At 42.9% G+C, this 21,432-nt stretch carries 19 protein-coding genes, 2 tRNA genes and 1 riboswitch; of the genes, 10 read left to right on the plus strand and 11 right to left on the minus strand.

Features of this window, described 5'->3' with window-relative positions:
* The 3 genes from ICN28_RS00615 to ICN28_RS00625 all read right to left on the minus strand — a co-directional run.
* The coding region (locus ICN28_RS00615; RefSeq protein WP_216285436.1) for a hypothetical protein at positions 1-284 on the minus strand (284 nt) is incomplete at its 3' end.
* Positions 285-353: 69 nt separating this feature from the next.
* Positions 354-614 carry a hypothetical protein gene (locus ICN28_RS00620; RefSeq protein ID WP_216285438.1) on the minus strand — a complete coding sequence of 87 codons (261 nt, stop codon included), beginning with the start codon at positions 612-614 and terminating at the stop codon, positions 354-356.
* Positions 615-856: 242 nt separating this feature from the next.
* A tRNA-Asn gene (locus tag ICN28_RS00625) sits at positions 857-932 on the minus strand.
* Between the two features lie 93 nt (positions 933-1,025).
* Between ICN28_RS00625 and ICN28_RS00630 the strand changes: the two genes are divergently transcribed.
* Together ICN28_RS00630 and ICN28_RS00635 are read left to right on the plus strand one after the other, a co-directional pair.
* Positions 1,026-1,379, plus strand: a complete 354-nt coding sequence (locus tag ICN28_RS00630) for a DMT family protein (protein ID WP_216285440.1) — start codon at positions 1,026-1,028, stop codon at positions 1,377-1,379.
* Positions 1,340-1,807: a GNAT family N-acetyltransferase gene (locus tag ICN28_RS00635; protein ID WP_216285442.1), complete on the plus strand. Its 468-nt coding sequence runs from the start codon at positions 1,340-1,342 to the stop codon at positions 1,805-1,807. The genes ICN28_RS00630 and ICN28_RS00635 overlap by 40 nt, the downstream gene beginning before the upstream one ends.
* Positions 1,808-1,812: 5 nt before the next feature.
* On the opposite strand, the gene ICN28_RS00640 is transcribed toward ICN28_RS00635, so the two are convergent.
* The 4 genes from ICN28_RS00640 to ICN28_RS00655 all read right to left on the minus strand — a co-directional run bounded on the left by ICN28_RS00640 (position 1,813) and on the right by ICN28_RS00655 (position 6,171).
* Positions 1,813-3,990 (minus strand): TonB-dependent siderophore receptor, encoded by a 2,178-nt coding sequence (locus ICN28_RS00640; protein WP_216285444.1) that lies wholly within the window; start codon positions 3,988-3,990, stop codon positions 1,813-1,815.
* A 35-nt stretch (positions 3,991-4,025) separates the two neighbouring features.
* Positions 4,026-4,131, minus strand: a riboswitch (TPP riboswitch).
* A 34-nt stretch (positions 4,132-4,165) separates the two neighbouring features.
* On the minus strand, positions 4,166-4,762 hold the full coding sequence (locus ICN28_RS00645) for an AAA family ATPase (RefSeq protein WP_216285446.1): 597 nt from the start codon (positions 4,760-4,762) through the stop codon (positions 4,166-4,168).
* On the minus strand, positions 4,762-5,340 hold the full coding sequence (pnuC, locus tag ICN28_RS00650; protein WP_216285449.1) for a nicotinamide riboside transporter PnuC: 579 nt from the start codon (positions 5,338-5,340) through the stop codon (positions 4,762-4,764). Before pnuC ends, ICN28_RS00645 begins: the two co-directional genes overlap by 1 nt.
* Positions 5,341-5,355: 15 nt before the next feature.
* Complete coding sequence (locus tag ICN28_RS00655; RefSeq protein WP_216285451.1) at positions 5,356-6,171, minus strand: NUDIX domain-containing protein; 816 nt, start codon at positions 6,169-6,171, stop codon at positions 5,356-5,358.
* 79 nt (positions 6,172-6,250) lie between these two features.
* On the opposite strand from ICN28_RS00655, the gene ICN28_RS00660 reads away from it, so the two are divergent.
* From ICN28_RS00660 to ICN28_RS00690, 7 genes are all read left to right on the plus strand, one after another.
* The gene (locus ICN28_RS00660; RefSeq protein WP_216285453.1) at positions 6,251-6,688 is read left to right on the plus strand and encodes a Rieske 2Fe-2S domain-containing protein; all 438 of its coding nucleotides are present in this window, start codon (positions 6,251-6,253) and stop codon (positions 6,686-6,688) included.
* Positions 6,689-6,901: 213 nt separating this feature from the next.
* A complete protein-coding gene (locus ICN28_RS00665) occupies positions 6,902-7,186 on the plus strand; it encodes a SemiSWEET transporter (protein WP_216285455.1) in 285 nt (94 codons plus the stop codon).
* Positions 7,170-7,613, plus strand: coding sequence for a hypothetical protein (locus tag ICN28_RS00670; RefSeq protein ID WP_216285457.1), 444 nt, complete (start codon positions 7,170-7,172; stop codon positions 7,611-7,613). The genes ICN28_RS00665 and ICN28_RS00670 overlap by 17 nt, the downstream gene beginning before the upstream one ends.
* A 91-nt stretch (positions 7,614-7,704) precedes the next feature.
* Positions 7,705-10,101, plus strand: a complete 2,397-nt coding sequence (locus tag ICN28_RS00675) for a DUF748 domain-containing protein (protein WP_216285459.1) — start codon at positions 7,705-7,707, stop codon at positions 10,099-10,101.
* A gap of 22 nt (positions 10,102-10,123) precedes the next feature.
* Positions 10,124-11,458 (plus strand): TAXI family TRAP transporter solute-binding subunit, encoded by a 1,335-nt coding sequence (locus ICN28_RS00680; protein ID WP_216285461.1) that lies wholly within the window; start codon positions 10,124-10,126, stop codon positions 11,456-11,458.
* A 405-nt stretch (positions 11,459-11,863) separates the two neighbouring features.
* Positions 11,864-14,554, plus strand: a complete 2,691-nt coding sequence (locus tag ICN28_RS00685) for a hypothetical protein (RefSeq protein ID WP_216285464.1) — start codon at positions 11,864-11,866, stop codon at positions 14,552-14,554.
* The gene (locus ICN28_RS00690) at positions 14,555-15,052 is read left to right on the plus strand and encodes an invasion associated locus B family protein (protein WP_216285466.1); all 498 of its coding nucleotides are present in this window, start codon (positions 14,555-14,557) and stop codon (positions 15,050-15,052) included.
* A gap of 176 nt (positions 15,053-15,228) precedes the next feature.
* On the opposite strand, the gene ICN28_RS09610 is transcribed toward ICN28_RS00690, so the two are convergent.
* From ICN28_RS09610 to ICN28_RS00710, 4 genes are all read right to left on the minus strand, one after another.
* Positions 15,229-16,581, minus strand: a complete 1,353-nt coding sequence (locus ICN28_RS09610) for a tyrosine-type recombinase/integrase (protein ID WP_216285468.1) — start codon at positions 16,579-16,581, stop codon at positions 15,229-15,231.
* Positions 16,582-16,668: 87 nt separating this feature from the next.
* Positions 16,669-16,743, minus strand: a tRNA-Arg gene (locus tag ICN28_RS00700).
* Positions 16,744-16,908: 165 nt separating this feature from the next.
* The gene (locus ICN28_RS00705; RefSeq protein WP_370626425.1) at positions 16,909-18,141 is read right to left on the minus strand and encodes an MFS transporter; all 1,233 of its coding nucleotides are present in this window, start codon (positions 18,139-18,141) and stop codon (positions 16,909-16,911) included.
* Positions 18,138-19,358, minus strand: coding sequence for a CaiB/BaiF CoA-transferase family protein (locus tag ICN28_RS00710; RefSeq protein ID WP_216285470.1), 1,221 nt, complete (start codon positions 19,356-19,358; stop codon positions 18,138-18,140). The genes ICN28_RS00705 and ICN28_RS00710 overlap by 4 nt, the downstream gene beginning before the upstream one ends.
* Positions 19,359-19,394: 36 nt before the next feature.
* Between ICN28_RS00710 and ICN28_RS00715 the strand changes: the two genes are divergently transcribed.
* Complete coding sequence (locus tag ICN28_RS00715) at positions 19,395-21,386, plus strand: DNA topoisomerase IV subunit B (protein WP_216285472.1); 1,992 nt, start codon at positions 19,395-19,397, stop codon at positions 21,384-21,386.
* Positions 21,387-21,432: the final 46 nt, after the last annotated feature.

Here is a 21,432-nt window from a genome sequence, read left to right on the forward strand (position 1 = left end):
ATATCAAGCATTAATCCACCACCTGGCAACATTTTATCGCCATTGCCCATATCCATAATCATTCCACCACCTGGCAACATGTAGTCACCGTTACCCATATCAAGCATTAATCCACCACCTGGCAACATTTTATCGCCATTGCCCATATCCATAATCATTCCACCACCTGGCAACATGTAGTCACCGTTACCCATATCAAGCATTAATCCACCACCTGGCAACATGTAGTCAGCAGCAAACAGGTTTGTACTCATTATCAAAAAGACCAAAACAAGCTTTTTCATATTTAACCTCTTACATCATCAGAATAAATTACAGATTAAGTTAACAGCATTAAATCTGATTTTGGTACATCAAGTCTTAGCTTGAGACACTTTACATTTGCTATCCTCATCAGCCCACTCAGGGTCAAAGTTTCTTTTTTCCTGACAAATCTCTAGGGGCTTCAAACCTTCCTTTTCACGCTTCATATTAACTTCATTGAAGTTTTGTATGAATTTCTGTTTAGCCTCTATTGTTGTAGAGCCTTTATAGTAGTAGCCGCCAACCATGACGGGTAAACACGCAGTTAATAAAAAAGATGCAGAGATTGCGGTTAGGGATTTTTTTAACATATCAGTCTTCCTAAATTTATTAAAACTATAACAGTTATCTAAAGTCAAAAATACTTTTTATGTGGCTAAGAGGATTCCGCATTCTATTGATTGGTGAGTAAGGTAGCCCCCCGTATGTACTTTGTGTAAAGAATTTTCATATGGCTTGCTCGAGTAAGCATGTAATGTTGTCCATGTGTTGTCCAAGATTCCTAAAAGGAAAAAGCCTTCAGAGCTATTAACTCTAAAGGCTTTTACTTATTTGGCTCCTCGACCTGGGCTCGAACCAGGGACCTACGGATTAACAGTCCGGCGCTCTACCGACTGAGCTATCGAGGAATAGACGAAGATTATAGCCTGATTTTCTAAAGATGCCAAATTTCCTATGACTTTGTTCTAATAGAAGAAATTCAGATCAAGGAATCATTATTGATGCTCCATACATACCTAGGTCCTTTGGGCTTTGTGGGTTTATTAACCCTATCTAATATCTTCATGACTTTTGCTTGGTACGCCCATCTTAAGAACCTATCGGGCCATCCATGGTGGATTGCTGCATTGTTAAGTTGGGGAATTGCCTTTTTTGAGTATGCACTTCAAGTGCCTGCCAATAGAATTGGCTTTCAATATTTTGACTTGGCTCAGCTCAAAATCACACAAGAGATCATTACTTTGGCAGTTTTTGTGCCGTTTTCGATGTTTTACATGGGGCAAGCATTTAAGACAGATTTTATTTGGGCAGGCTTGTGTCTACTGGGTGCCATCTATTTCATATTCAGATCATGATGGTTCAAATAGGCAGCTGGTCCTTATCTCACACCTTGATTAAGCCCATTCGTTATCAAGTATTTGTGATTGAGCAGCAAATACCTGAGACAGAAGAGTGGGATGACGGTGACCTTATAGCCACCCATGCTTTGGCATTTTCAAAAGATCTTCCCGTGGGCACTGGCAGACTCATCATCGATCAAGAAGAGCCGACTCATGCCAAGATAGGGCGTATGGCTGTTTTAGAGAGCTTTCGCTCACGAGGAATTGGTCGGGCTATCTTGCGCAAACTGATTGCCACTGGAAAAGAAAAGGGCGTTCAAGTATTAACCTTGCACGCCCAAGTCTCTGCCATTCCTTTTTATGCCTCAGAAGGCTTTATTTCTAAAGGTGCCATCTTTGATGAGGTCAACATTCCTCACCAAAAGATGTACTTAAAAATCTAAATCCATCAAAAATCAAAAGTTGCGGTGGCTCTGACGATTCGTGGCGCACCGGGATACAGCGTATTAGAACCATACGTCTGACTTACGTCACGCCAGTAAAACGTATTAAACAGATTCTCTACGCTCAAGCGATAGGTCGCTTGACTCGCACCCAATCGATCCATGTACTTAAGACCTACATCAAACTTATGGTAACCAGGAGCTTTAATACGATTGTCTAGCGTCACACCTTTGCTAGAGATATATGTCCAGCCACCTTGAACGCTGAGATTTTCAACCTGGGGTAGCAAGTAGTCTGCGAATACCACTGCTTTCCAATGGGGGATGCCAATGGCCTGCTTGCCATTTTGGGAGGTTTCTGATGCACCCGACTGCTTCGCTTCAAGATACATTGCGCTCGATAGCACGTTCAACCGATTGGTGGCTTTAAACGCTAAAGTAGCTTCAGCACCTGAATTGGTTACTTTGCCTTCTTGAACCAATATCGATCTGCCGTAGCCTACTGCTGGATCAAATTGGTAATCTGTTGCGTATTCATTGGGTCTTTCACTTTGGAAAATGGCAAAACTCAAGAGGGAATCAGAGTTGATTGCATACTTGCTACCAAGCTCCATTTGTTCAGTTCTTCTTGGAGCCATCACTTGAGAATTTCTAAAGCTATCCGGCAATGCAATCGTTCCTGGTTCCACACCTTTGCTGTAGCTGACATAATTGGTGAGTTGGCTTGTTAGAGCATGACTCGCACCAATCTGTGGCAAATGCCATGTCTTATTAACTGATGAGTATGGGTCGCCGGTATAAACATCATAGGCAGCCTGTTTCATCTGAAGGAAACGATGCCCCAGAAACAATTTGGTTTTTTCAGTTAACTGGATTTGATCATGAACAAACAAACTGGTTTGACGATGATCTAAGATTTTATAAACCGCACCTGTTGAAGCGGTACTAGGACTGATGTTGGCATTGAGGTTATCTATATCATCTTGTCCACGGTATTCATAAACAGACGCACCTTTGTAAACGGATCTCTTCAATTCTGATACGCCGAGAGTCCATTGATGCTTGATCTGTCCAGTGTTTGCTTGACCGGTTAAACCTGTTTGAACGTGATCATTACGCCTAACTTCGCCTTCACTTCTAAAGTCATAAACGTCAAATTCACCACCCGAGCAAAATGACCCGCTGGCACCAGAGCTATCAACGCTACAACCATAGGGGTAGGCCAATCGATCGTTGATTGTCACTTCACTACGATTGGCATTGGCAAATAACTTTAAGGAATCATTGATTTCATGATCAAGGCGTAGGCCGATATTCTTTGACTTGATTTCGGTGGGTAAAACCCAGGGGTAGTGGGATAAATTAATGTCTGTTTTAACAGAGGGTAGCGTTGTGCCACCCAAAAGCATCAAACCAGGAACTGATTTTTGGCTTTTATCTTGGTACTCCAAATCAAACTGTACTAAAGTTTTGGAGCTGATCTTTGCATCAGCCGCCAAGCTAAAAAATTGCCGTTCACCTTTGGCATCTTTAATGTAAGGGCGAAGATTTTCATTGGCCGCATTGATGCGGATACCCAGTGATTTTGTTTCGCCTAAAAATGTGCCAAAGTCTGCCGCCACATATTGCGTACCTCTTTCACCGATCCCTAAGGTAAAGGATTGAACATCTTTCGGTCGTTTGGTGACGTAGTTGATGATGCCGCCAGGGGATGCGGCACCCGCTTGCATGGCACTCACACCCTTGAAGATTTCAAGGCGCTCTTTGTTTTCAAATGCGATGTTTTGCTCACCAGTCACAGACATCCCATTGATACGATAGCTGGTTGCGGCATCCAAGGGGAAGCCTCGGATGTAGAGATTTTCGTAGTAACCCATTGCCGCGTAATAGTCACCAATGGATGCATCCAATCGAGCTGCCTCTGACATGACTCGCGCTTGGCGGTCATCCAGTAAATCTTTGGCAATCACAGTGATAGAGGCAGGGATATCTTTAAGTTCCACCTCCTCAGTGCCGCCTGGCCCACCAATCATGGCGCGTTTGGCGGCATAACCACTGCCTTTTTCACCGGTGACCACCACGGGTGCTAGTTGAGTATCAGTTTGGGCAGAGCTTTGTGAAGAAAATAGGAATAACCAAGCGCATGCGCTGGCGATGTAGTTCTTTTTTGGCCTATAAGCCATCGTATAACTCCTTAAAGGAACGATGGCGAGTTGGGGATGCGGTTTTGACGCTTCCCTGCGCTCGCATTATCGAGATCAGGTTCAACGGGTATTTCTCACCCACATCTAATGCCACCAGATGCAGGACCCCGAGCTAATATCTAAAACAACTAGATGAGATGATTATAGGTATTTTTTAGGATTGCTGTTGACTAAGCCAATTTCCGACAAATTCTTGGGCTTTTTGGGTGCGATCCCGGGTGGATCCTGAGATCTTTAAGTAAGGTATTTCTAGTTTTTGAAGTCGACTCTCGATGAGCTGATGAACCGCAGCTTGAATTTCGGGGCCATCGCGTTGCACACCATCACTGACCCAAGGCAAATCAATTTCAGTCAACAAGGTTAAATCGTAATCATTTAACTCGGCGATTTGATCAACTAGGGCATCAGCTTGCCCAAAAATAACTTCGCTATAGATGCTGGTTATCAGAGGCGTTGTGTCACAAAACAGCAGGGCGTGCGGAGCATGACCGGTCAATGGTTTTATTGGATCATGGTTATCCTGCAGCAAAGCGTGACTCAAGCGAGCTTCATGAGCTTTCTGCTCACGTGCAATCAGCACTTGCTCTTCTGCCAGCGGTGTTCTTTGGTGGTGATCAACAAAAGACCTCAGGTACTCTGGCACCCAGTTACTGGGGTAGTGCTGAGAGAAGTGCTCTGCCAAGCCCTTCGCCAGTGTAGATTTACCCGTGCACTCCGCACCAAGGATGGCAATCTTAACTAGGCGTCGCATCAGTGCTTATCCGATTGCAACAGATCCTGCGCCATTATTTTCTGAGACCATTGGCGCCAACCCCAAAAGCATAAAACAACAAAAAGACCATAAAGTCCTGCTGTTAGATACAGATCCATATAGATATACAAGGCAATGTAAATAGGATTAAGAATCATCCATAGTAACCAATTCTCAATCCATTTTTGAGCACTCATCAAGGTTGCCATAATGCTGCCTGCTGTAAGGAGGGCATCCGCGTTTGGAACAACGGAGCTGGTGTAGTTCACCAGTACAAACTTGATGGCGATAAACAATACCAACCAAGCAAGCAAACACACTGCGATCATTTTTTTAGGAGCATGCCCAAATTGTTTGGCGAGAGTGCCCGAATCCATTTTTCTTGTCCAGCACCACCAAGCATAAATGGCCAAACTGATAAAAATGAACTGTAGAGCAGCGTCTCCAAATAAACCGCTGTCATAAAACACCCAGGCGTAGGTTGCAGAACTGGCAATGGAAAAAGGCCAAGTTAAAACATGGCCTTTGGCATTCAAGCTCACGCAAACCAGGGCAAGAAAGAATGCTGCGATTTCCATGAGTGAGTAGGCTAATTACGCTTTTCTTAAAAGGAATTCAGCGGTGACTGCAGCTGCGTCCGGTGTGAGTGCGCCTTCTAAGATCAAATTAGCGGCCTGCGTGAAAGGAACCTTTATAAACTCGGATACTTCACCGTCTTTATTCTGAGGCTCAAACTCTTCTGGCAACAGTAAGTCATAGGTATAAAGGCTCTCATCATGAAGCCCTTTAGGTTCGACGATCCGGCGCACGTGGATATGTCCTACCGGGTTAGCGAGTCTAGCAATCTCCAAAGGCGCGCCGGCTTCTTCCCATAACTCTCGAATAACAGATTGCTGCAGCGTTTCATCGGCACTGATACCGCCAGCTGCTAAGTTGTCGAGCATATTCGGATCAGTTGCTTTGATATTGCTACGCAGACCCAAGTAAATCTCTTGCTGAGACGTGTACCCATTAACGTGACAGGCGCGACTGTGAAAGCCGAGCGAACGGAACACGGCTCTTTCCATCCGAAAACGCTCATGACCCAAGGTGTCCAACCAAGAAAAATGCTCATTGCGCCAGCCTGGGGCTAAGTTATTTTTCTTCAAGAACTCCGCTAAATCTTGGAGCAATTGGCTCAATAAAAATGGGGGAAGGTTCTCTAATTGCAAATGATCGCCAAAACGAGCCAAGGCAGGAGTTTCTGCTTGCTCGATATAAGCATCTATGGTGGGCACATAGCTGGGCTGAATATGGCCAATAATCTCGCTTCCAAAGCGGATCTGTAACCAATGGTCTGGTGCAGGACGAAGGGCCGTTTCTAGAAGCTCTTCGAGTGCAGCGCGAGTTGTAGCGGAAATAAGTGACATATTTGTATTGTTTTTTAATATTATTAGATTATCTTCTAAACAATCCTTAATCGCTGAAATTCATTAGAGAGTTTGTACCATGTCTAACGAGCCCCAGAATACTGAAATTGACGACTTTGAGCCCTTGATTCAGGCGGGGCATGTCATTTGCTCCTCCGGTAGCGTTGAGGATCTGGGTGATGGTTTTCGTTTCATGGTTAGAAGCTCCGATATAGCATCCCAAGTCCATGGTATTGATCATCGGGTGGATGCTACTTTGCCTGCATTTTTAATTCGCCATGATGGCCAAGTTCATGCGTATCTGAATCGATGTGCTCATGTAGCTATGGAACTCGATTGGCAACCAGGTCAATTTTTGACACAGGATAAATCCGCCATCATTTGTGCTTCCCATGATGCGCAATATTTACCCGATACAGGGGAGTGCATTTCTGGACCTTGTCCTCGTGGTGCAAGATTAATCAAGTTGGATATTGAAGAAAAAGAAGGTCAGATTTTTCTGTGTCAAGCGGTTTGAGATATTTATTTTTAAATTTCTGAAAGTAAAAAATAGATAATAAAAATATAGTTTGTTGCTGCCTATTTTTTAGGCAAGCCAGCTCAAGCATTGCTAGATAAGGTTTCTTGAATTTTTGACGTGAAGTAGTCCACACATTCTGTGGATAAGTATTTTTTAATTATTTAGAAATTAATTATTTTTTCCTATTGACATCCCTTTATAAAACTTTTTATGGCACCTGATTTTATTTTTAATTTAGATTTCCAAACAGCGCTGGGATATTTCGCGGCAACGCTTACCACACTCTCATTTTTGCCTCAGGTTATTCGTGTTTATCGAACAAAAAATACAGATGCCATTTCTTTTTGGATGTATTTGCTATTCAGTGCAGGAGTATTTTTTTGGTTCATTTATGGCGTCATGATTCAAGCTTGGCCAGTCGTGGTAGCCAATGCGATTACACTAGTGCTATCTCTTTCGATTCTCTGGATGAAAATCAATGAACAATCTCGTTAAATTACTCACTATTCTGACCATGTCTTTGTCAGTAATTGCTTGTACAACAACACCCATAGCAAATGCTGATGGCGATACATTTCAGGATATTCAGACGAAGCTATTAGGCGATATGCCAATTCCGGGTGGGGCAAAGATCATTCATGACAAATCGTTGATCTTGGGTTCAGGTGATACGTGGGCTGGTCGTGTTGCCATTACTGCTGTTCAAAACTCAACAGAGACTTTCACATTCTTTAGAGAGCAATTCCAGAATGCTGGGTGGACCTTGGTTTCTTCAACGAAAACGAGAAATAGTATTTTAGTATTTATCAAAAAAGATCGAACAGCAACCATTGAAATTGAAGAGGGTTCAATTGTTGGAGGAACAGGCGTCATGCTGACAGTAGCCCCAAGGAGTACAGTCTCTCCACCGCCCACAAAATAAGTACCCAGTTCAAAGTAAGACACTCTTAAAAGCCATCAGATGATGGCTTTTTTGCTTTATTGGTATCTCTATTAGTCTTATCATTGCTCTTATGACGATCAAAAAAATAAGCTATCGAGTTCTTTTGCCGCTATCAGGTGCTCTGATTCTCATTTGGGCATTGATGTTTGTTTTTTTGCCAAACTTAATCAAGAATAAATTAGAAGACTACGGTCAAAGTATCGGTTATCGGATCAGTTACCAAGACATACAGGTGACACCGTGGATATTACGAGTGGATCTGAAGGGGCTTGAACTTTCCAAGGCCTCTGGCACAACTGCTCAATCCTTATTAAAAGCTGATCATCTCAGGGTCAATGCTGAGTTAATGCCTTTGTTGCTAGGTCGCGTCCAGTTATCAGAACTTATGATCGATGGTCTTCAGTTCAGGCTCACTCGTGCAGCCTCTCACTATGCTATAAGCTCATGGAATTGGTTGGATTTCATCAAGGCGGTTCAATCTAAAAAAACAGATGAACCCAAACCCTCAACACTTCAATTAAAAGTCTCGGTCTTCGAGCTTAAAAATGCTCATGTCATCATTGATGATCGGGTGGCTAACACCAAATACGACTTTCCAAATCTCCATTTCAATGCCATTGATTTAGCTAATTATGATCACACCGGTCAAGCGGGTGCTCAGGCAGACTACAGTCTTCATTTGGATAGCTTGGATTTGCCAGTGCCCGGTTCTGCTAATCGCTTAAAGCTAACTGGCTTGTCTTTAAGTGGTCATTTGGAGTTTATTAAAAAAGAAGCGCTTCAAGTTCAAATGAATCTTTTGATGAATGGCTCAGCGATTAAGAGCCAATTTCAAATGGACATAAAAAGTTCCAAGTTAGAGGGTGAGGTTAGTTTTAAAGATCTGCCACTATCCCCATTCATCGCTTTATTACCCTCGAATAAAGTGCTGGTGACGCAAAAAGGAACGGCTAGCGCAGAACTCAAGCTAAAGACGGCTAAAAAAGGCTGGTCGATTCTTGGGGATGTTGATTTTGGTGAGTTAGCTATTTATGAACCGGGTGAAAAGGAAGCGCTACTCACCTGGGCTAAGGCGCATTTTGAAAAAATCGATTTCAACTTTTTAGATCAGCAGCAACGCCGCTTCAGTATTCAAGAAATTGCCATTAGCAAGCCGGGCATACGTTTTGAAGTGGCGCAAGATGGGCGCTCCAATTTCCGTCGCATGTTTGCACGGGAAAAAATCAGTCAAGAAACCTCAACAGAAGCAGCCGAATCGCAACAGCCTATGGCTGATAAGTCCAAAGTTCAAGTGGATATCAAAGCGATCAAAGTGAATGATGGAAGTATGTATTTCAGTGATTTCTCCTTGAAACCGCAATTTACAACAAGAGTTCGTCAGTTAAACGGCACTTTATTAGGGGTTAGCAATATTCCTGGCCAGTATGCTTTGATAGCTTTGGATGGTCAGGTCGATCGCAGAGGTAGTATGCGTGCCCGCGGCCAATTGGCTTTTGAAGATCCAAGACGGAACAATGATTTAAGTCTGACCTTTAGAAATTTACCCATGCACAGTATGAATCCCTATTCAGTTGCTTTTGCGGGTCATGAAATCGAATCAGGGCGTATTGATGTGGATCTCAAATACGCCACCAAAGAGGGGCTCCTTCACGGACAAAACCATTTCGTCATCAACCAAATTAAATTAGGTAAAGAGTTGGAAGACTTTAAGGGGCGACGTCTTCCAATTCAGTTGGCTATCAGCCTATTGGAAGACTCGGATGGCTTAATTGATGTCAACATACCTGTATCTGGCAATGTCGATTCACCCGAATTCAGTATGGGGCATTTGGTATGGCAGGCGATCACAACGGTTTTAGGCAACATTGCAACAGCACCCTTTAAAGCCCTTGGCTCACTTTTTGGTGGTGAGAGCAGTATCAGTGGCGTTTACTTTCTCTTGGGAGAGAGTGTTGTGACACCTCCTGAGAGAGAGAAGTTAGAAAAACTAGCGGCTTTTCTCGTTAAAAGACCAACAGCCAAGCTCACTTTTTTTGGCACCTACGATGCTAAGGCGGATCGTGTTGAGCTCGCTCGAGCACAAGCCGATCGCGCGATTTTATTGGCTGCTGGTTTCAAGTTGGCCGATGATGAGCCCTTACCAGTGACTAGCTTGGTAGACCCAAGGATTCAGAGTGGTTTGAAGTCTGCATACGGTTCGCAAGTGGGGCGTATCAAGCTAGCACGCCAATTGATCAACTTGCCGAATACACCAGAGCGATGGACGACGCTCAGAGATGAGTTGATACAAAGTTACACCATCACCGATCAACAACTCGCTCAATTAGCGGACCAACGTGCTAAAAATGCGAGAAGGGTTTTCTTGAAGAAAAACCCGGATATGGCGGATCGCCTCTCAATCGGTGATGTTCAAGCGGTTCAAGCGGAAACCATGGGCATTGCTCTTGGTGTGTCATTGGTTAAATAAATTTCAATAAAGCTTTCACTACATGATTAAAAATTACCTCAATCGCCTTTTATCTCGCTTGATTGAACCACCTCTGATATATATCTGGCCATTGATCTTGGTACTTTTATTGGGTTTATTATTTTGGTCTTTGGTGCCTCGTCCTAGTAATAAATTGGTGATTACAACAGGGATAGATCAAGGTTTGTATTACCGATTTGGACAGCAGCTATCAAAGGAGTTAGCTAAAGAGGGCATTCAGTTGGAGGTTTTAAGCTCGGCGGGTAGTGTTGAAAATATCGAGCGCCTTAAAGACACCATCAAAGATCCAAAATCAGCTTCTCCATCAAACGCTCACATAGCCTTGTTACAAGGTGGCGTCGGCAAAACCGATGAGCACCCTCATATCTCAGCTCTATCTTCTATCTTTGATGAGCAAGTGTGGGTTTTTTACAGAAAGGCTGCTTTCAAAACGCCACTTACCCAACTGACAGCACTGGGCCAAAAGCGTGTTTCGATAGGCCCTCAAGGCAGCGGTACGCGGGCATTGAGTCAACAGCTTCTCAGTCTTAACGGGATAGATCCTGATAGAAATACCCAAGGCATTATTTTTAAAGATCTCAATGCCGTAGAGACCCTTACAGCACTCAAAGCCAATCAACTCGATGTGGCTATTTTGGTGAGTGCTCCTCAGGCACCGATCATCTTGCAGTATTTGAGAAGCCCGGACTTGGCTGTGATGAGCTTTGATCAAGCAGATGCCTATGCAATTCGATTACCTTTCCTTAAAAGAGTAACCGTTCCTCGAGGTGTTATCAATCTTGCAGAAGATATCCCATCCAAGGACTTAACGATTTTGGCGACCCCAGCAGCCTTGGTGGTCAGTGATGAGATTCATCCTGCTTTGATTACGCCTTTGATGCGCAGTGCTGAGGCAGCGATTACTCAGCTAGGCTTATTACAAAAAGAAGGGGAGTTTCCTTCGGCTTCTGGTTTTGCTTGGCCTCACAACGAAGACGCCAAACATTACTTAAAAACAGGCCCATCTTTCTTGCATCGTCATCTCCCATTTTGGAGTGTGGTTTGGATTGATCGCGCGATTCGGATTGGGCTGCCACTCTTAGTAATCTTGTTACCTTTGTTCAACTATCTACCAGTTTTGATACAGATGCGTGTTGAATCAAAAACATCAGCTATCTATAAACGTCTCAGGTCACTTGAGGAACGGTTACGACAAAATCGCACTTTGGATTGGCACAAAGAGTTGGATCAGATTGAAGAGCAGGCGCTCAAGATGCGTGTACCTAAAAAGTTTGCTGTGAATGTTTACGAGCTCAGAATGTACATCGATATGGTGAGAGCAAAGCTAGCTCAATAAGCAATTCTTGATTTGGTCCCGCTCGTAATTCTTTCAAGATAAACCTTCAGTGTTGGACGTCACCCTCGATGGTTTAGTGCTCAAGTTAGATATAAGAATCTAACCTTTAAGTCTCTAATGACTGAGAAACAACTTTTCCAAGTTATATGAGCTACTTCATTGTTCTTATATTCAAATGAAATGCTTCATTATTCTATTCATCTTTACCTCAATTCATAATTCGAATGCTTTTGTCGCTTATTGAGGTTATCTTCATTTAAAAATACATCATTTAATGTTAATTTTTACGACTTTCTGATTTTTTATATTTATTACAATTTGTTACAGTTTATTAGCTTTAGAGCGTACAATCTGTGGCTAATTATTAGCCCTAAGGCTAATTTCTTGTAATAAATAGAGAAAAGTATGAAAAATAAAAAATTAAGATCCATTTTCAAATTCAGCCCAATTTTTTTGGCGATATCAACTCTAAATATGCCTCTAGCAGTGCATGCAGCTGACTTTACTAACGGTGGGTTTGAGGCTGGAGATACATCAGGCTGGACGGTAACTGGCGGCACATGGAATGGAACTCCGATAGCTCCATTAGATCCAGCCACATACACGGGCGTTGGGGGTGTTAGCGCGGTAGTGACAACATCCACCCCAGATTCATATATCGCTCAATATAATTCCTTAAATAGCACAACAATTTCCCCAGTATTTGATGGTTCAAGTGCAGTTAGGATTAATGACGATAACAACAATACAAGCGTTACAGTTATCAGCCAAACTGTAACGGGATACGTCGGTAACAAAATTTATATTGCTTGGCTAGCCGTGCTTGAGGGATCACACGATGTTACGGATTCAGATCACTTTGTTATTAAGGTGCGTGACAACACAACAAATACGGACGTTCAAACAATTTCCTATAGCTCTGCAAATACTGCAGGATTTTTTACAGATGTGGGTGGTGGTATCTACGTATCTGGATGGCAAGCTCAAGCCATCGATGTGACTCAAGGAAATGACTTTACGATTTCTTTGTTAGCAGCAGACTGTCCTTATGGTGGTCACTGGGGCTATGTATATCTTGACTTTGCTGGATCTGTTGCTCCTGCTGGACTTACCATTACATCTGGTCAACCTGGTGCCACTCCCAATATTGTCGCGGCTGGTAATGTGAGCGGTGGTAGCGGTGTCAATTTAATTTCAACACAAAACAACGGAGCGAGTCCGAACTATTACAACGTATTTGATGGCGGCACTTTATCCATTGATACAACAGGTCAGACTTACTCTGGAGATTTCTCAATCACCTCGAACGGTGCTCTCATTGATCAAAATGGTAATGCAGTCACTTTATCTGGAGTATTTTCTGATAACGCCTCTGATGTTGGCAGCTTACAAATTATTAATACAGGATCTGGAGGCGCAGTTACTCTAACAGGCGTTAATCTGTATACAGGCTCTACAACAATTGATAGTGGAGCAACCCTCATAATTTCTAGTGCTGGTGTTTTAGGTGCGGGAGATTACGCAGGTAACATCTCAAATTCAGGAACGTTGACTTATAACTCGACGGCTAATCAAGTTTTTAGTGGAATTGTGAGTGGAGATGGAGTTTTAAATAAATCCTCTACAAGTACTCTGACACTTAATGGCGTCAACACATTCTCAGGTACAACAAACCTAACTGACGGTACATTACTAGTTGGTAGTTCTGCAAATAATTCAACAGCTAGATTGTTGGGAACTGTCATTATTGGTACGAGTGGTACCTTAGCAGGTTATGGTACGGTCGGTAGTTCAGCAACGACATTAATAAATAACGGAACAGTTTCACCTGGTAACAATTCTGTGGCAGTTCTCAATATTGGGGGCGCTTATACTCAAGCCGCATCTGGCAATCTCAGTTTGGACTTGACGCCGACTACTAATGATCAGCTAGCAGTTGTAGGCGCTGCCAATTTAGATGGATCGGTAACAGTTAATGGTAGTTCTGGAACTTACTCTCCTACAAGATATACGCTACTGACATCCAGTGGTAGAGCTGGTACTTTTTCTACGCTAAATAGTGACTTGAGTAGCTACACATCCTTGGGATATTTTATAAGCTACGATACAAATAACGTTTATTTAACTCTAGGTCCAGATTCAGTAAATACAACTCTGGGATTGTCCGCAATTCATGATCAGCTAAAGAGTATTTTTGCTGCCAAGAATGAAAGCTTGTTATCAGGATTAAGCTACGACTGTAATTTGTTTGGTGAAAATAATATTTGTCTAAGTACCGGTGGTCGCTTAACTTATACAAGTAGCTCGACAGATAAGTTGGATGACAATAGACCTAGTAATGCCTCAGCTCTTCTAATAGGGGCCTATAGAGCAGATAAAGATCTTCGAATTGGAGCATGGATTGACCAAGATCTTTATACGCAAAATAAAAATATTCGAATCTCGAATTCAAATCCAATGATCGGCTTATTTGGTGTTTATTATCCGTCCGGTAACAGCACAGGATTACAAGCTAAAGCTTCCTTGTCTTACGTGGATAAAAAAGTAGAAATAACTAGAGACCAACTTGCTAATACTGAGCCTGGTCAGGGTTCTACTAAATTCAAAGGTTTTGGAGCTCAATTTGAGCTTGCTTACGGATTGGATGATGTCATATCCGAATCTGTTTTGTCTCCATTTATTGGTGTGAGAAATTACGATAGTTCTACTGGGGCTTATAGCGAAGTTTCTAGTGCTACTGTACAAGTGCCGGTTAATTACTCTAAGTATTCCCAGAGAGCTTCAATGGTATTTTCAGGTCTAAAGCTTGAGGGAAAGTTATCTAAAGAATTGACTTATAACGTTTCTGGCGGGCTTGAAAAAGATACTAATGCGAATAACCCAAGCTATGCTGGCACAAGTAATATTTATGGATTAAGCAGCTTCAACCTTAACAGCCAATCTAATCAACGTGAATCGAGAATGTTTGCCAATGTTGGGACAACTTACTTACTTGATAAAAATGAAACCTTGAGTCTAGGCGTTTCGTTTAGAGAAGATAGATTTAAGGGGACAAGTTTAGTTTCAGGGATGCTTACTTATACAATTGGTTTGTAAATGCAAAAATTACTTGTTAGCTTTTTTGTCAGCTGTTTAATTTTTAGCGCGCCCCAATCTTTTGCTTCCGAGCAAAAGCAGGATGCATTTCTGAGTCCATGGGGCAGTACATGCAGTGCTGCTAATGCAACAGCATCAAAAATATGTGTTTTGGAGAGGCATCTCTTTTTGGACAAAACAAGCACAAGAAAATTATTAACCTTTGGCATTAGAACAGCATCAAATGAGCCACCAGTCATGTCAATAGTTCTTCCGCTTGGAGTTTTGCTTCCTGTTGGAGTCGAAGTTGGAGTCACAAAAACTCCTAAGAAATTAAACTTTCTTTTTTGTGACTCAACGGGTTGCATTGCGCAATTGAGACTTGATGATACTTACTTAGATGAGTTATCTAAATCGAAAGTTTTAAATATCAAATATCAGCCTATAAATGGCAAATCAACTCTTATTAATCTTGATATTTCAGGGTTCGGTGATGCTTATAAAAAAGTAAAACAATAATCTTCTATATTCAGTAGCCTGCAACTATGGTGGGATTTTATTGAACGTGGGGTGGATTATTTCTTGGTTTATTTTCCATGTGACTCATTGAAATCGCTCAATACGTTATTCATGATCAAGGTCATGTGTTTTACTTCTGCCAATACAGCCCTGAAAGACTAAGTGCTGTAAGTGATTTAAAAATCAAACCCAGACTGTTTCTTTTTAAATTCTTCCTCAGCTTTGTTCTCTGTAATGGGCTGACCAATAAACTTAAAGAATGGATTCCAAGCTTTTTTTAGAGCTTTTAGTTTTCTATCAACAGATGAACCTTCACCATAGATGTTAGCTATGTTTTGTTTAGCCCCACCATGGATTTCATCTTGAAGGTCTTTTGTGATGTCTGCATTTCTAAACATGTCTCTTAGAGTATGCCTAAATGTATGAGTTGTCTTATCTGTTTGAGTTAGTTCCTTTAACCATTTAGATGCATAGCTACTTGCAGAGTCAGCTCTAGGTTTATCAATTAAATTGTTATATCTAGGAAATAGGGCATCTGTCTCGCTCTGATTGAGGGCTCTCACAACAACTTCTTGAGCTTCTGGTATCAGAGGGACAATTCTTGAGGAGTTTGATGTCTTGAGTATTCGTTGGTTATAAGGTGTGATTCTGATACAGGGTACTTTTTGAACAAATGTACAGTCTTGCTTCCTGAGACCCACAATCTCACCAATTCTTGCCCCTGTGTACATTTCAATCAATATGAGATGTCGGATGTCATCATTGATTGCTAAGCACTTAGCCCTAATTAAAGCCAATTCATCATAGGTGTAAGAGAGTCTTTTCTTACCATCATCTTTCTTCGTTGGGCTGATTCGCTCAAAAGGATTGCTTACCTTAATTTCACCCTCCAAGATAGCAACAGCAACAATAGCTCGTAGGTTATTGAGTTCTCTTTGAACGGTGGCACTCTTCTTACCCTGGGATTCTCTAAATTCAACATATTGGCGAGCCATGTCGTTGTTTAATTGCTCAGCAGGGCAGTCACCGATCAACTCAACAAATCTACCCCAATCTCGCTTGACCTTTACTCTAAATAGAGAGTCATCTCCTTTACCGTCTGGATGATTGTCAAAATATATGTCTAATATTTCAGATAAGAATGTCGGCAATGGACTTTTCAGAGCCTGCATTACTAATCTATCTGCCTCTGTGGACAACTCATTCATCAAGTCATAGAACTTATCTGAGTGCGGTGTGTCATTGAGACCAAACCCTTGAAGTGTTAATAAGGCACTTAGCTTTTTCTCTGGGATTATTAGCTCAGGATTGCCCCTATATGCCTCAAATAGCATGTCATGAGCTCTTGCCAGATTAGCCACTTGCTTGGCAGGCATTCCATTCTTGGGGTCTAGTTTGGACTTGAGCAACCTCTTCCCGAGTCTACTCACTAAGTCATCTGGAACTTTTCTTTGATAGTACGGTAGACCATTGTTATTGACGAGATATTTCACCAGAATCCTAGTAGACCCAATGCTTAATATTGCCACAAATACCTCTAAGTATCTAATTAATATCTAAATTAGTCTTTATTTATACTATTAAGTATTTGATTTATATGGTTAATATAAATATATTGGTCCCGCCAACAGGAATCGAACCTGTGTCTACCGCTTAGGAGGCAGTTGTACTATCCACTGTACTATGGCGAGGATGATGAAGAGGTCGTTAGCTTACCATCCACACATGGTTAAGATGGTATTTGTGATTTCAAAAATAAAATCTGTTCTCAAATAAGCCCAAAAAGTTAGTCCCAAAATAATGAAGACTGATAACTGAATAATGGCTTTATTAGATAAAAGTTTTTTTGACATTTTTTATGTTGGAATGACGTTTGATGGCCTGACTAATGTTGTCTCTTTGATGGGAAGATTGACTAATCCAGCAAGGATTCCAAGCGCAATAGCTATTAACCAGACCCAATCATAAGATCCCGTTAGATCATAAAAATAACCGCCTAGGTAGACTCCCATAAAACTGCCTAACTGATGCGATAAAAAAGCAAAACCAGAAAGCATGGCGAGATATTTAACGCCAAAAATTTGAGCAATCAGCGCGTTAGTCACTGGCACGGTGGATAACCAGAGTATGCCCATCACTGCGGAAAATAGATAAATGGAATAAGTGGATATTGGCAGGTATAAAAATAAAATAATAGCTATTGATCGGCTGACGTAGATGCTAGCCAAAATTAATCGTTTAGGTACTTTAGTACCTAATACGCCAGCGTAATAGGTGCCGAATACATTAAATAAACCAATTAAGGCCAGCGCAATGGTGCCAAGTTCTGGGTGACCAATGCCGGGATATAGTTTGGACATATCTTTTAGATACGCTGGAAAGTGGACACCAATAAATACCACCTGGAAACCGCACACAAAATAGCCCAATAGGATCAGAATGAAACTTCTTTGTTTGAAAGCTTCTTTGATAGCTTGTCGAACAGTTTGGTCATTGATCTTTTGAACGAAGGTTTCCTTGGGTTCTTTCAAAATATAAGCCAAAGGCAGCATCATCACAGCCAAGCCAGCCAAAGCGATGAGAGCCGTTGATGAGCCAAACTGGGTGATTAAGGTTTGCTCAACAGGAATCATCAAAAATTGCCCAAATGAACCCATCGCTGCCACGATACCCATTGCCCAAACCCTTTTTTCGCTAGGGCAGTTCCTGCCAATCGTGCCATAAATGATCGTATAAGTTGTACAGGATTGTGCAACCCCAATTAGAACTCCTGCAGAAATGATGAATCCAATTGGAGAGCCTGATTGAGACATTCCTGTTAATCCGAGGGCATAAAGCAACCCACCAAATAGCATAATTTTGAATGAACCAAGGCGATCAGATAGGCCGCCGAAAAGAGGTTGGCTCAGTCCCCAGACTAAGTTTTGAAGTGCTAGTGCAAAAGCAAACGTTTCTCTTCCCCAGCCATTGGCCTGTGTCACAGGCAGGTTGAATAAGCCAAATCCATGACGAATCCCCATGGAGAGTGTCACAAGGAATCCGCCAGCAATTAAAACTTTTGTGAGGCTTAACTGTTGTGAGGAGCTCACAAGATACCTTTATCCCGAAGTCCTTGGATTTCTGCGTCACTCAGTTGCAGACGTTCTTTGAGGATTTCCTCCGTATGCTCACCTAATAAAGGCGGTGGTCGATTCTCGACAACAGGTGTGGCACTCATTCTCATTGGACTTCTAACTAACGGAACTTTGCCTGCTGTTGGATGCGTCATCTCCATTTTGATGTCTCGGGCAATCACTTGCTCGTTCTCAAAAACTTCTTGGAAGTTATTGATCGGACCGCAAGGAACGCCCACATGATCCAAGGCATCGATCCATTCTTTTTTGGTCTTCTTTAAGGTCATCTTCTGTAGAAGCGGAATCAATTCATCCCGATGACGAATCCGTTCTGGATTGGTTGCAAACTTGGGATCGTCTGCTAATTCAGGGCAAGCACCTGTTTCCACAAAATGTCTAAATTGACCATCATTACCAGCGGCAACGATGATCCAGCCATCAGCTGCTTTAAAGGTTTGGTAGGGCACAATATTTGGACTCGCGTTTCCCCACGAATGAGGTGCGACTCCACTGGTGAGGTAATTGCTGGCCACATTGGCCATGGTGGCGATCTGCACATCTAAAAGTGCTAAATCAATGTATTGACCCACACCGGTTTTATCGCGGTGGATGATGGCGGCAAGAATGGCAGAAGTGGCATACATACCAGTGAATAGGTCTGCAATCGCAACGCCGGCTTTTTGAGGTCCGCCACCTGGAAGATCGTCTTTTTCACCGGTAACGCTCATAAAGCCACCCATTCCTTGCACCACGAAGTCATAACCAGCGCGGTGAGCATACGGGCCTGTTTGGCCAAAACCGGTAATGGAGCAGTAAATTAAATCCGGTTTTATAGCGCTAAGACTTTGATAATCAAGAGAATATTTTTTTAATTGGCCAACTTTGTAGTTTTCAATGACGATATCGCAGTCTAAAACCATTTTTTTGATGATTTCTTGACCTTCTTTGGTCGAAATATCCAAAGTCATGGATCTTTTATTGCGATTAATCGCCAAATAAAACGCAGATTCTGAAGTTTCTTGACCCTCAGAATCCTTCAAAAAAGGGGGTCCCCATTGGCGGGTATCATCCCCCGTGATTGGCCGCTCAACCTTGATTACATCGGCTCCTAGGTCAGCTAGGTTCTGCCCAGACCAGGGTCCGGCAAGGACTCGACTGAGGTCTAAAACGCGAAGGTGATTAAGTGCTCCCATGGATCTCATTTTCGCATGTGGATACAATTCTCCGCCATGGCTACAAAAAAATCAGATCAATACAGCGAATCGTCCATCAAAGTCCTAAAGGGGCTTGAACCTGTCAAACAGCGTCCTGGTATGTATACCCGGACCGATAACCCCTTGCATATGATTCAAGAGGTGATCGATAACGCTTCCGATGAAGCCCTAGGTGGCTACGGTAAGCACATCATGGTCACTTTGCATACCGACGGTAGTGTGAGCGTGGAGGATGATGGTCGAGGCATCCCTGTGGGTATGCACCCAGAAGAGAAAAGACCGGTGGTGGAGCTCGTTTTTACCCAGTTACATGCGGGTGGTAAGTTCGAAAAAGGCTCAGGCGGCGCCTATGCATTCTCGGGTGGTTTACACGGTGTAGGTGTTTCCGTCACCAATGCGCTTTCTAAGCGCATGGAAGTCACAGTTTGGCGTGATAAACAAATCTCAACCTTGACCTTTGAAGCGGGCTTTGTGGTTGAGCCTTTGAAGACCAAGATTGCCCCAATGGGTGACCGTCCTAACGGCACTCGTGTGAGAGCTTGGCCAGATAACAAATATTTTGATAGTGGCAACATCCCACTCGCTGAACTTCAAAGACTCTTGCGCTCTAAGGCGGTCTTATTACCCGGCGTTAAAGTCACTTTGATCCAAGAAAAAGGTGGCGAGACACAAACTTGGTTGTATGCACAGGGTCTTAAAGGGTACTTAGATGAGGCGATGGCCCACGGTGGTCATAGTCCAGTGGTCATTCCAGCATTTGATGGCGAACACTTTGCAGACCCTAATCGTCCTGGTGAAGATTCTTTTGCTGAAGGTGAAGGCGCGAGTTGGGTGGTCGCTTGGACAGAAGATGGAGCACCGGTTCGTGAGAGCTATGTGAACTTGATTCCAACTCCTGCAGGCGGAACTCACGAAAGTGGTTTGCGTGATGGTCTATTCAATGCTGTGAAGTCATTCATTGATATCCATGCATTGCAGCCGAAGGGCGTCAAGCTCATGCCCGAAGACGTGTTTGCAAGAGCGTCCTTTGTCTTATCCGCCAAAGTATTGGATCCGCAATTCCAAGGACAGATCAAAGAGCGCCTGAATTCTCGTGATGCGGTTCGGTTGGTCTCTGGTTTTGTGAAGTCTGCTTTAGATCTTTGGCTTAATCAACACGTGGATTACGGTCGTAAATTAGCTGAGTTAGTGATCAAACAAGCTCAAGCAAGAACGCGTGCTGGTCAGAAAGTGGAAAAGAAAAAATCATCTGGCGTGGCTGTCTTGCCTGGTAAGTTGACCGATTGCGAAAGCGAAGACATTGCCATGAATGAAATCTTTCTCGTGGAAGGTGATTCTGCAGGTGGTTCTGCGAAGATGGGTCGTAATAAAGAGTACCAAGCGATCTTGCCTTTGCGCGGTAAAGTTTTAAACACGTGGGAAGCTGAGCGCGATCGCTTGTTTGCTAATAATGAAGTTCACGATATTGCGGTTGCCATTGGTGTCGATCCTCACGGTGCTCACGATGAACCTGATTTAACCAATCTTCGTTATGGCAAGGTTTGTATCTTGTCCGATGCGGACGTGGACGGTGCACACATTCAGGTATTGTTGCTCACGCTGTTCTACAAGCATTTCCCGAAACTCATGGAGCGCGGTCACGTTTACATCGCACGTCCTCCATTGTTCCGTGTGGATGCCCCGGCTCGCGGTAAGAAACCTGCACAAAAGCTCTACGCCTTGGATGAAGGAGAGCTGCGCTCGATTGAAGACAAACTTCGTAAAGAAGGTTTGCGCGAGGGTAGTTGGCAGATCAGCCGCTTTAAAGGTTTGGGTGAGATGAATGCCGAGCAGCTTTGGGATACCACGCTGAATCCGGACACGCGTCGTTTACTTCCTGTCACAGAAGGTGAGTTTGGTGAATCTGAAACGATTAAGACCATGGATATGTTGATGGGTAAATCAGAGTCGGGCGCTCGTAAGACTTGGTTGGAAGAGCGTGGCAATGAAGTTGAAGCAGATATTTAAAGTAAAAAAATGACAAAAAAGAAAAATAATCCGAATCAAGAACCAG

This window comes from Polynucleobacter sp. 30F-ANTBAC (assembly GCF_018882385.1).
GTDB lineage: Bacteria > Pseudomonadota > Gammaproteobacteria > Burkholderiales > Burkholderiaceae > Polynucleobacter.

What these genes read in the sequence shown, in the direction of transcription:
- ICN28_RS00685 (WP_216285464.1), top strand. Translation starts at nt 11,864, where the DNA reads ATGAAAAATAAAAAATTAAGATCCATTTTCAAATTCAGCCCAATTTTT.
- ICN28_RS00630 (WP_216285440.1), top strand. Translation starts at nt 1,026, where the DNA reads ATGCTCCATACATACCTAGGTCCTTTGGGCTTTGTGGGTTTATTAACC.
- ICN28_RS00675 (WP_216285459.1), top strand. Translation starts at nt 7,705, where the DNA reads ATGACGATCAAAAAAATAAGCTATCGAGTTCTTTTGCCGCTATCAGGT.
- ICN28_RS00655 (WP_216285451.1), bottom strand. Translation starts at nt 6,171, where the DNA reads ATGTCACTTATTTCCGCTACAACTCGCGCTGCACTCGAAGAGCTTCTA.
- ICN28_RS00645 (WP_216285446.1), bottom strand. Translation starts at nt 4,762, where the DNA reads ATGCGACGCCTAGTTAAGATTGCCATCCTTGGTGCGGAGTGCACGGGT.
- ICN28_RS00715 (WP_216285472.1), top strand. Translation starts at nt 19,395, where the DNA reads ATGGCTACAAAAAAATCAGATCAATACAGCGAATCGTCCATCAAAGTC.
- ICN28_RS00660 (WP_216285453.1), top strand. Translation starts at nt 6,251, where the DNA reads ATGTCTAACGAGCCCCAGAATACTGAAATTGACGACTTTGAGCCCTTG.
- ICN28_RS00640 (WP_216285444.1), bottom strand. Translation starts at nt 3,990, where the DNA reads ATGGCTTATAGGCCAAAAAAGAACTACATCGCCAGCGCATGCGCTTGG.
- ICN28_RS00680 (WP_216285461.1), top strand. Translation starts at nt 10,124, where the DNA reads ATGATTAAAAATTACCTCAATCGCCTTTTATCTCGCTTGATTGAACCA.
- ICN28_RS00620 (WP_216285438.1), bottom strand. Translation starts at nt 614, where the DNA reads ATGTTAAAAAAATCCCTAACCGCAATCTCTGCATCTTTTTTATTAACT.
- ICN28_RS00665 (WP_216285455.1), top strand. Translation starts at nt 6,902, where the DNA reads ATGGCACCTGATTTTATTTTTAATTTAGATTTCCAAACAGCGCTGGGA.
- ICN28_RS00690 (WP_216285466.1), top strand. Translation starts at nt 14,555, where the DNA reads ATGCAAAAATTACTTGTTAGCTTTTTTGTCAGCTGTTTAATTTTTAGC.
- ICN28_RS00710 (WP_216285470.1), bottom strand. Translation starts at nt 19,358, where the DNA reads ATGGGAGCACTTAATCACCTTCGCGTTTTAGACCTCAGTCGAGTCCTT.
- ICN28_RS00670 (WP_216285457.1), top strand. Translation starts at nt 7,170, where the DNA reads ATGAACAATCTCGTTAAATTACTCACTATTCTGACCATGTCTTTGTCA.
- pnuC (WP_216285449.1), bottom strand. Translation starts at nt 5,340, where the DNA reads ATGGAAATCGCAGCATTCTTTCTTGCCCTGGTTTGCGTGAGCTTGAAT.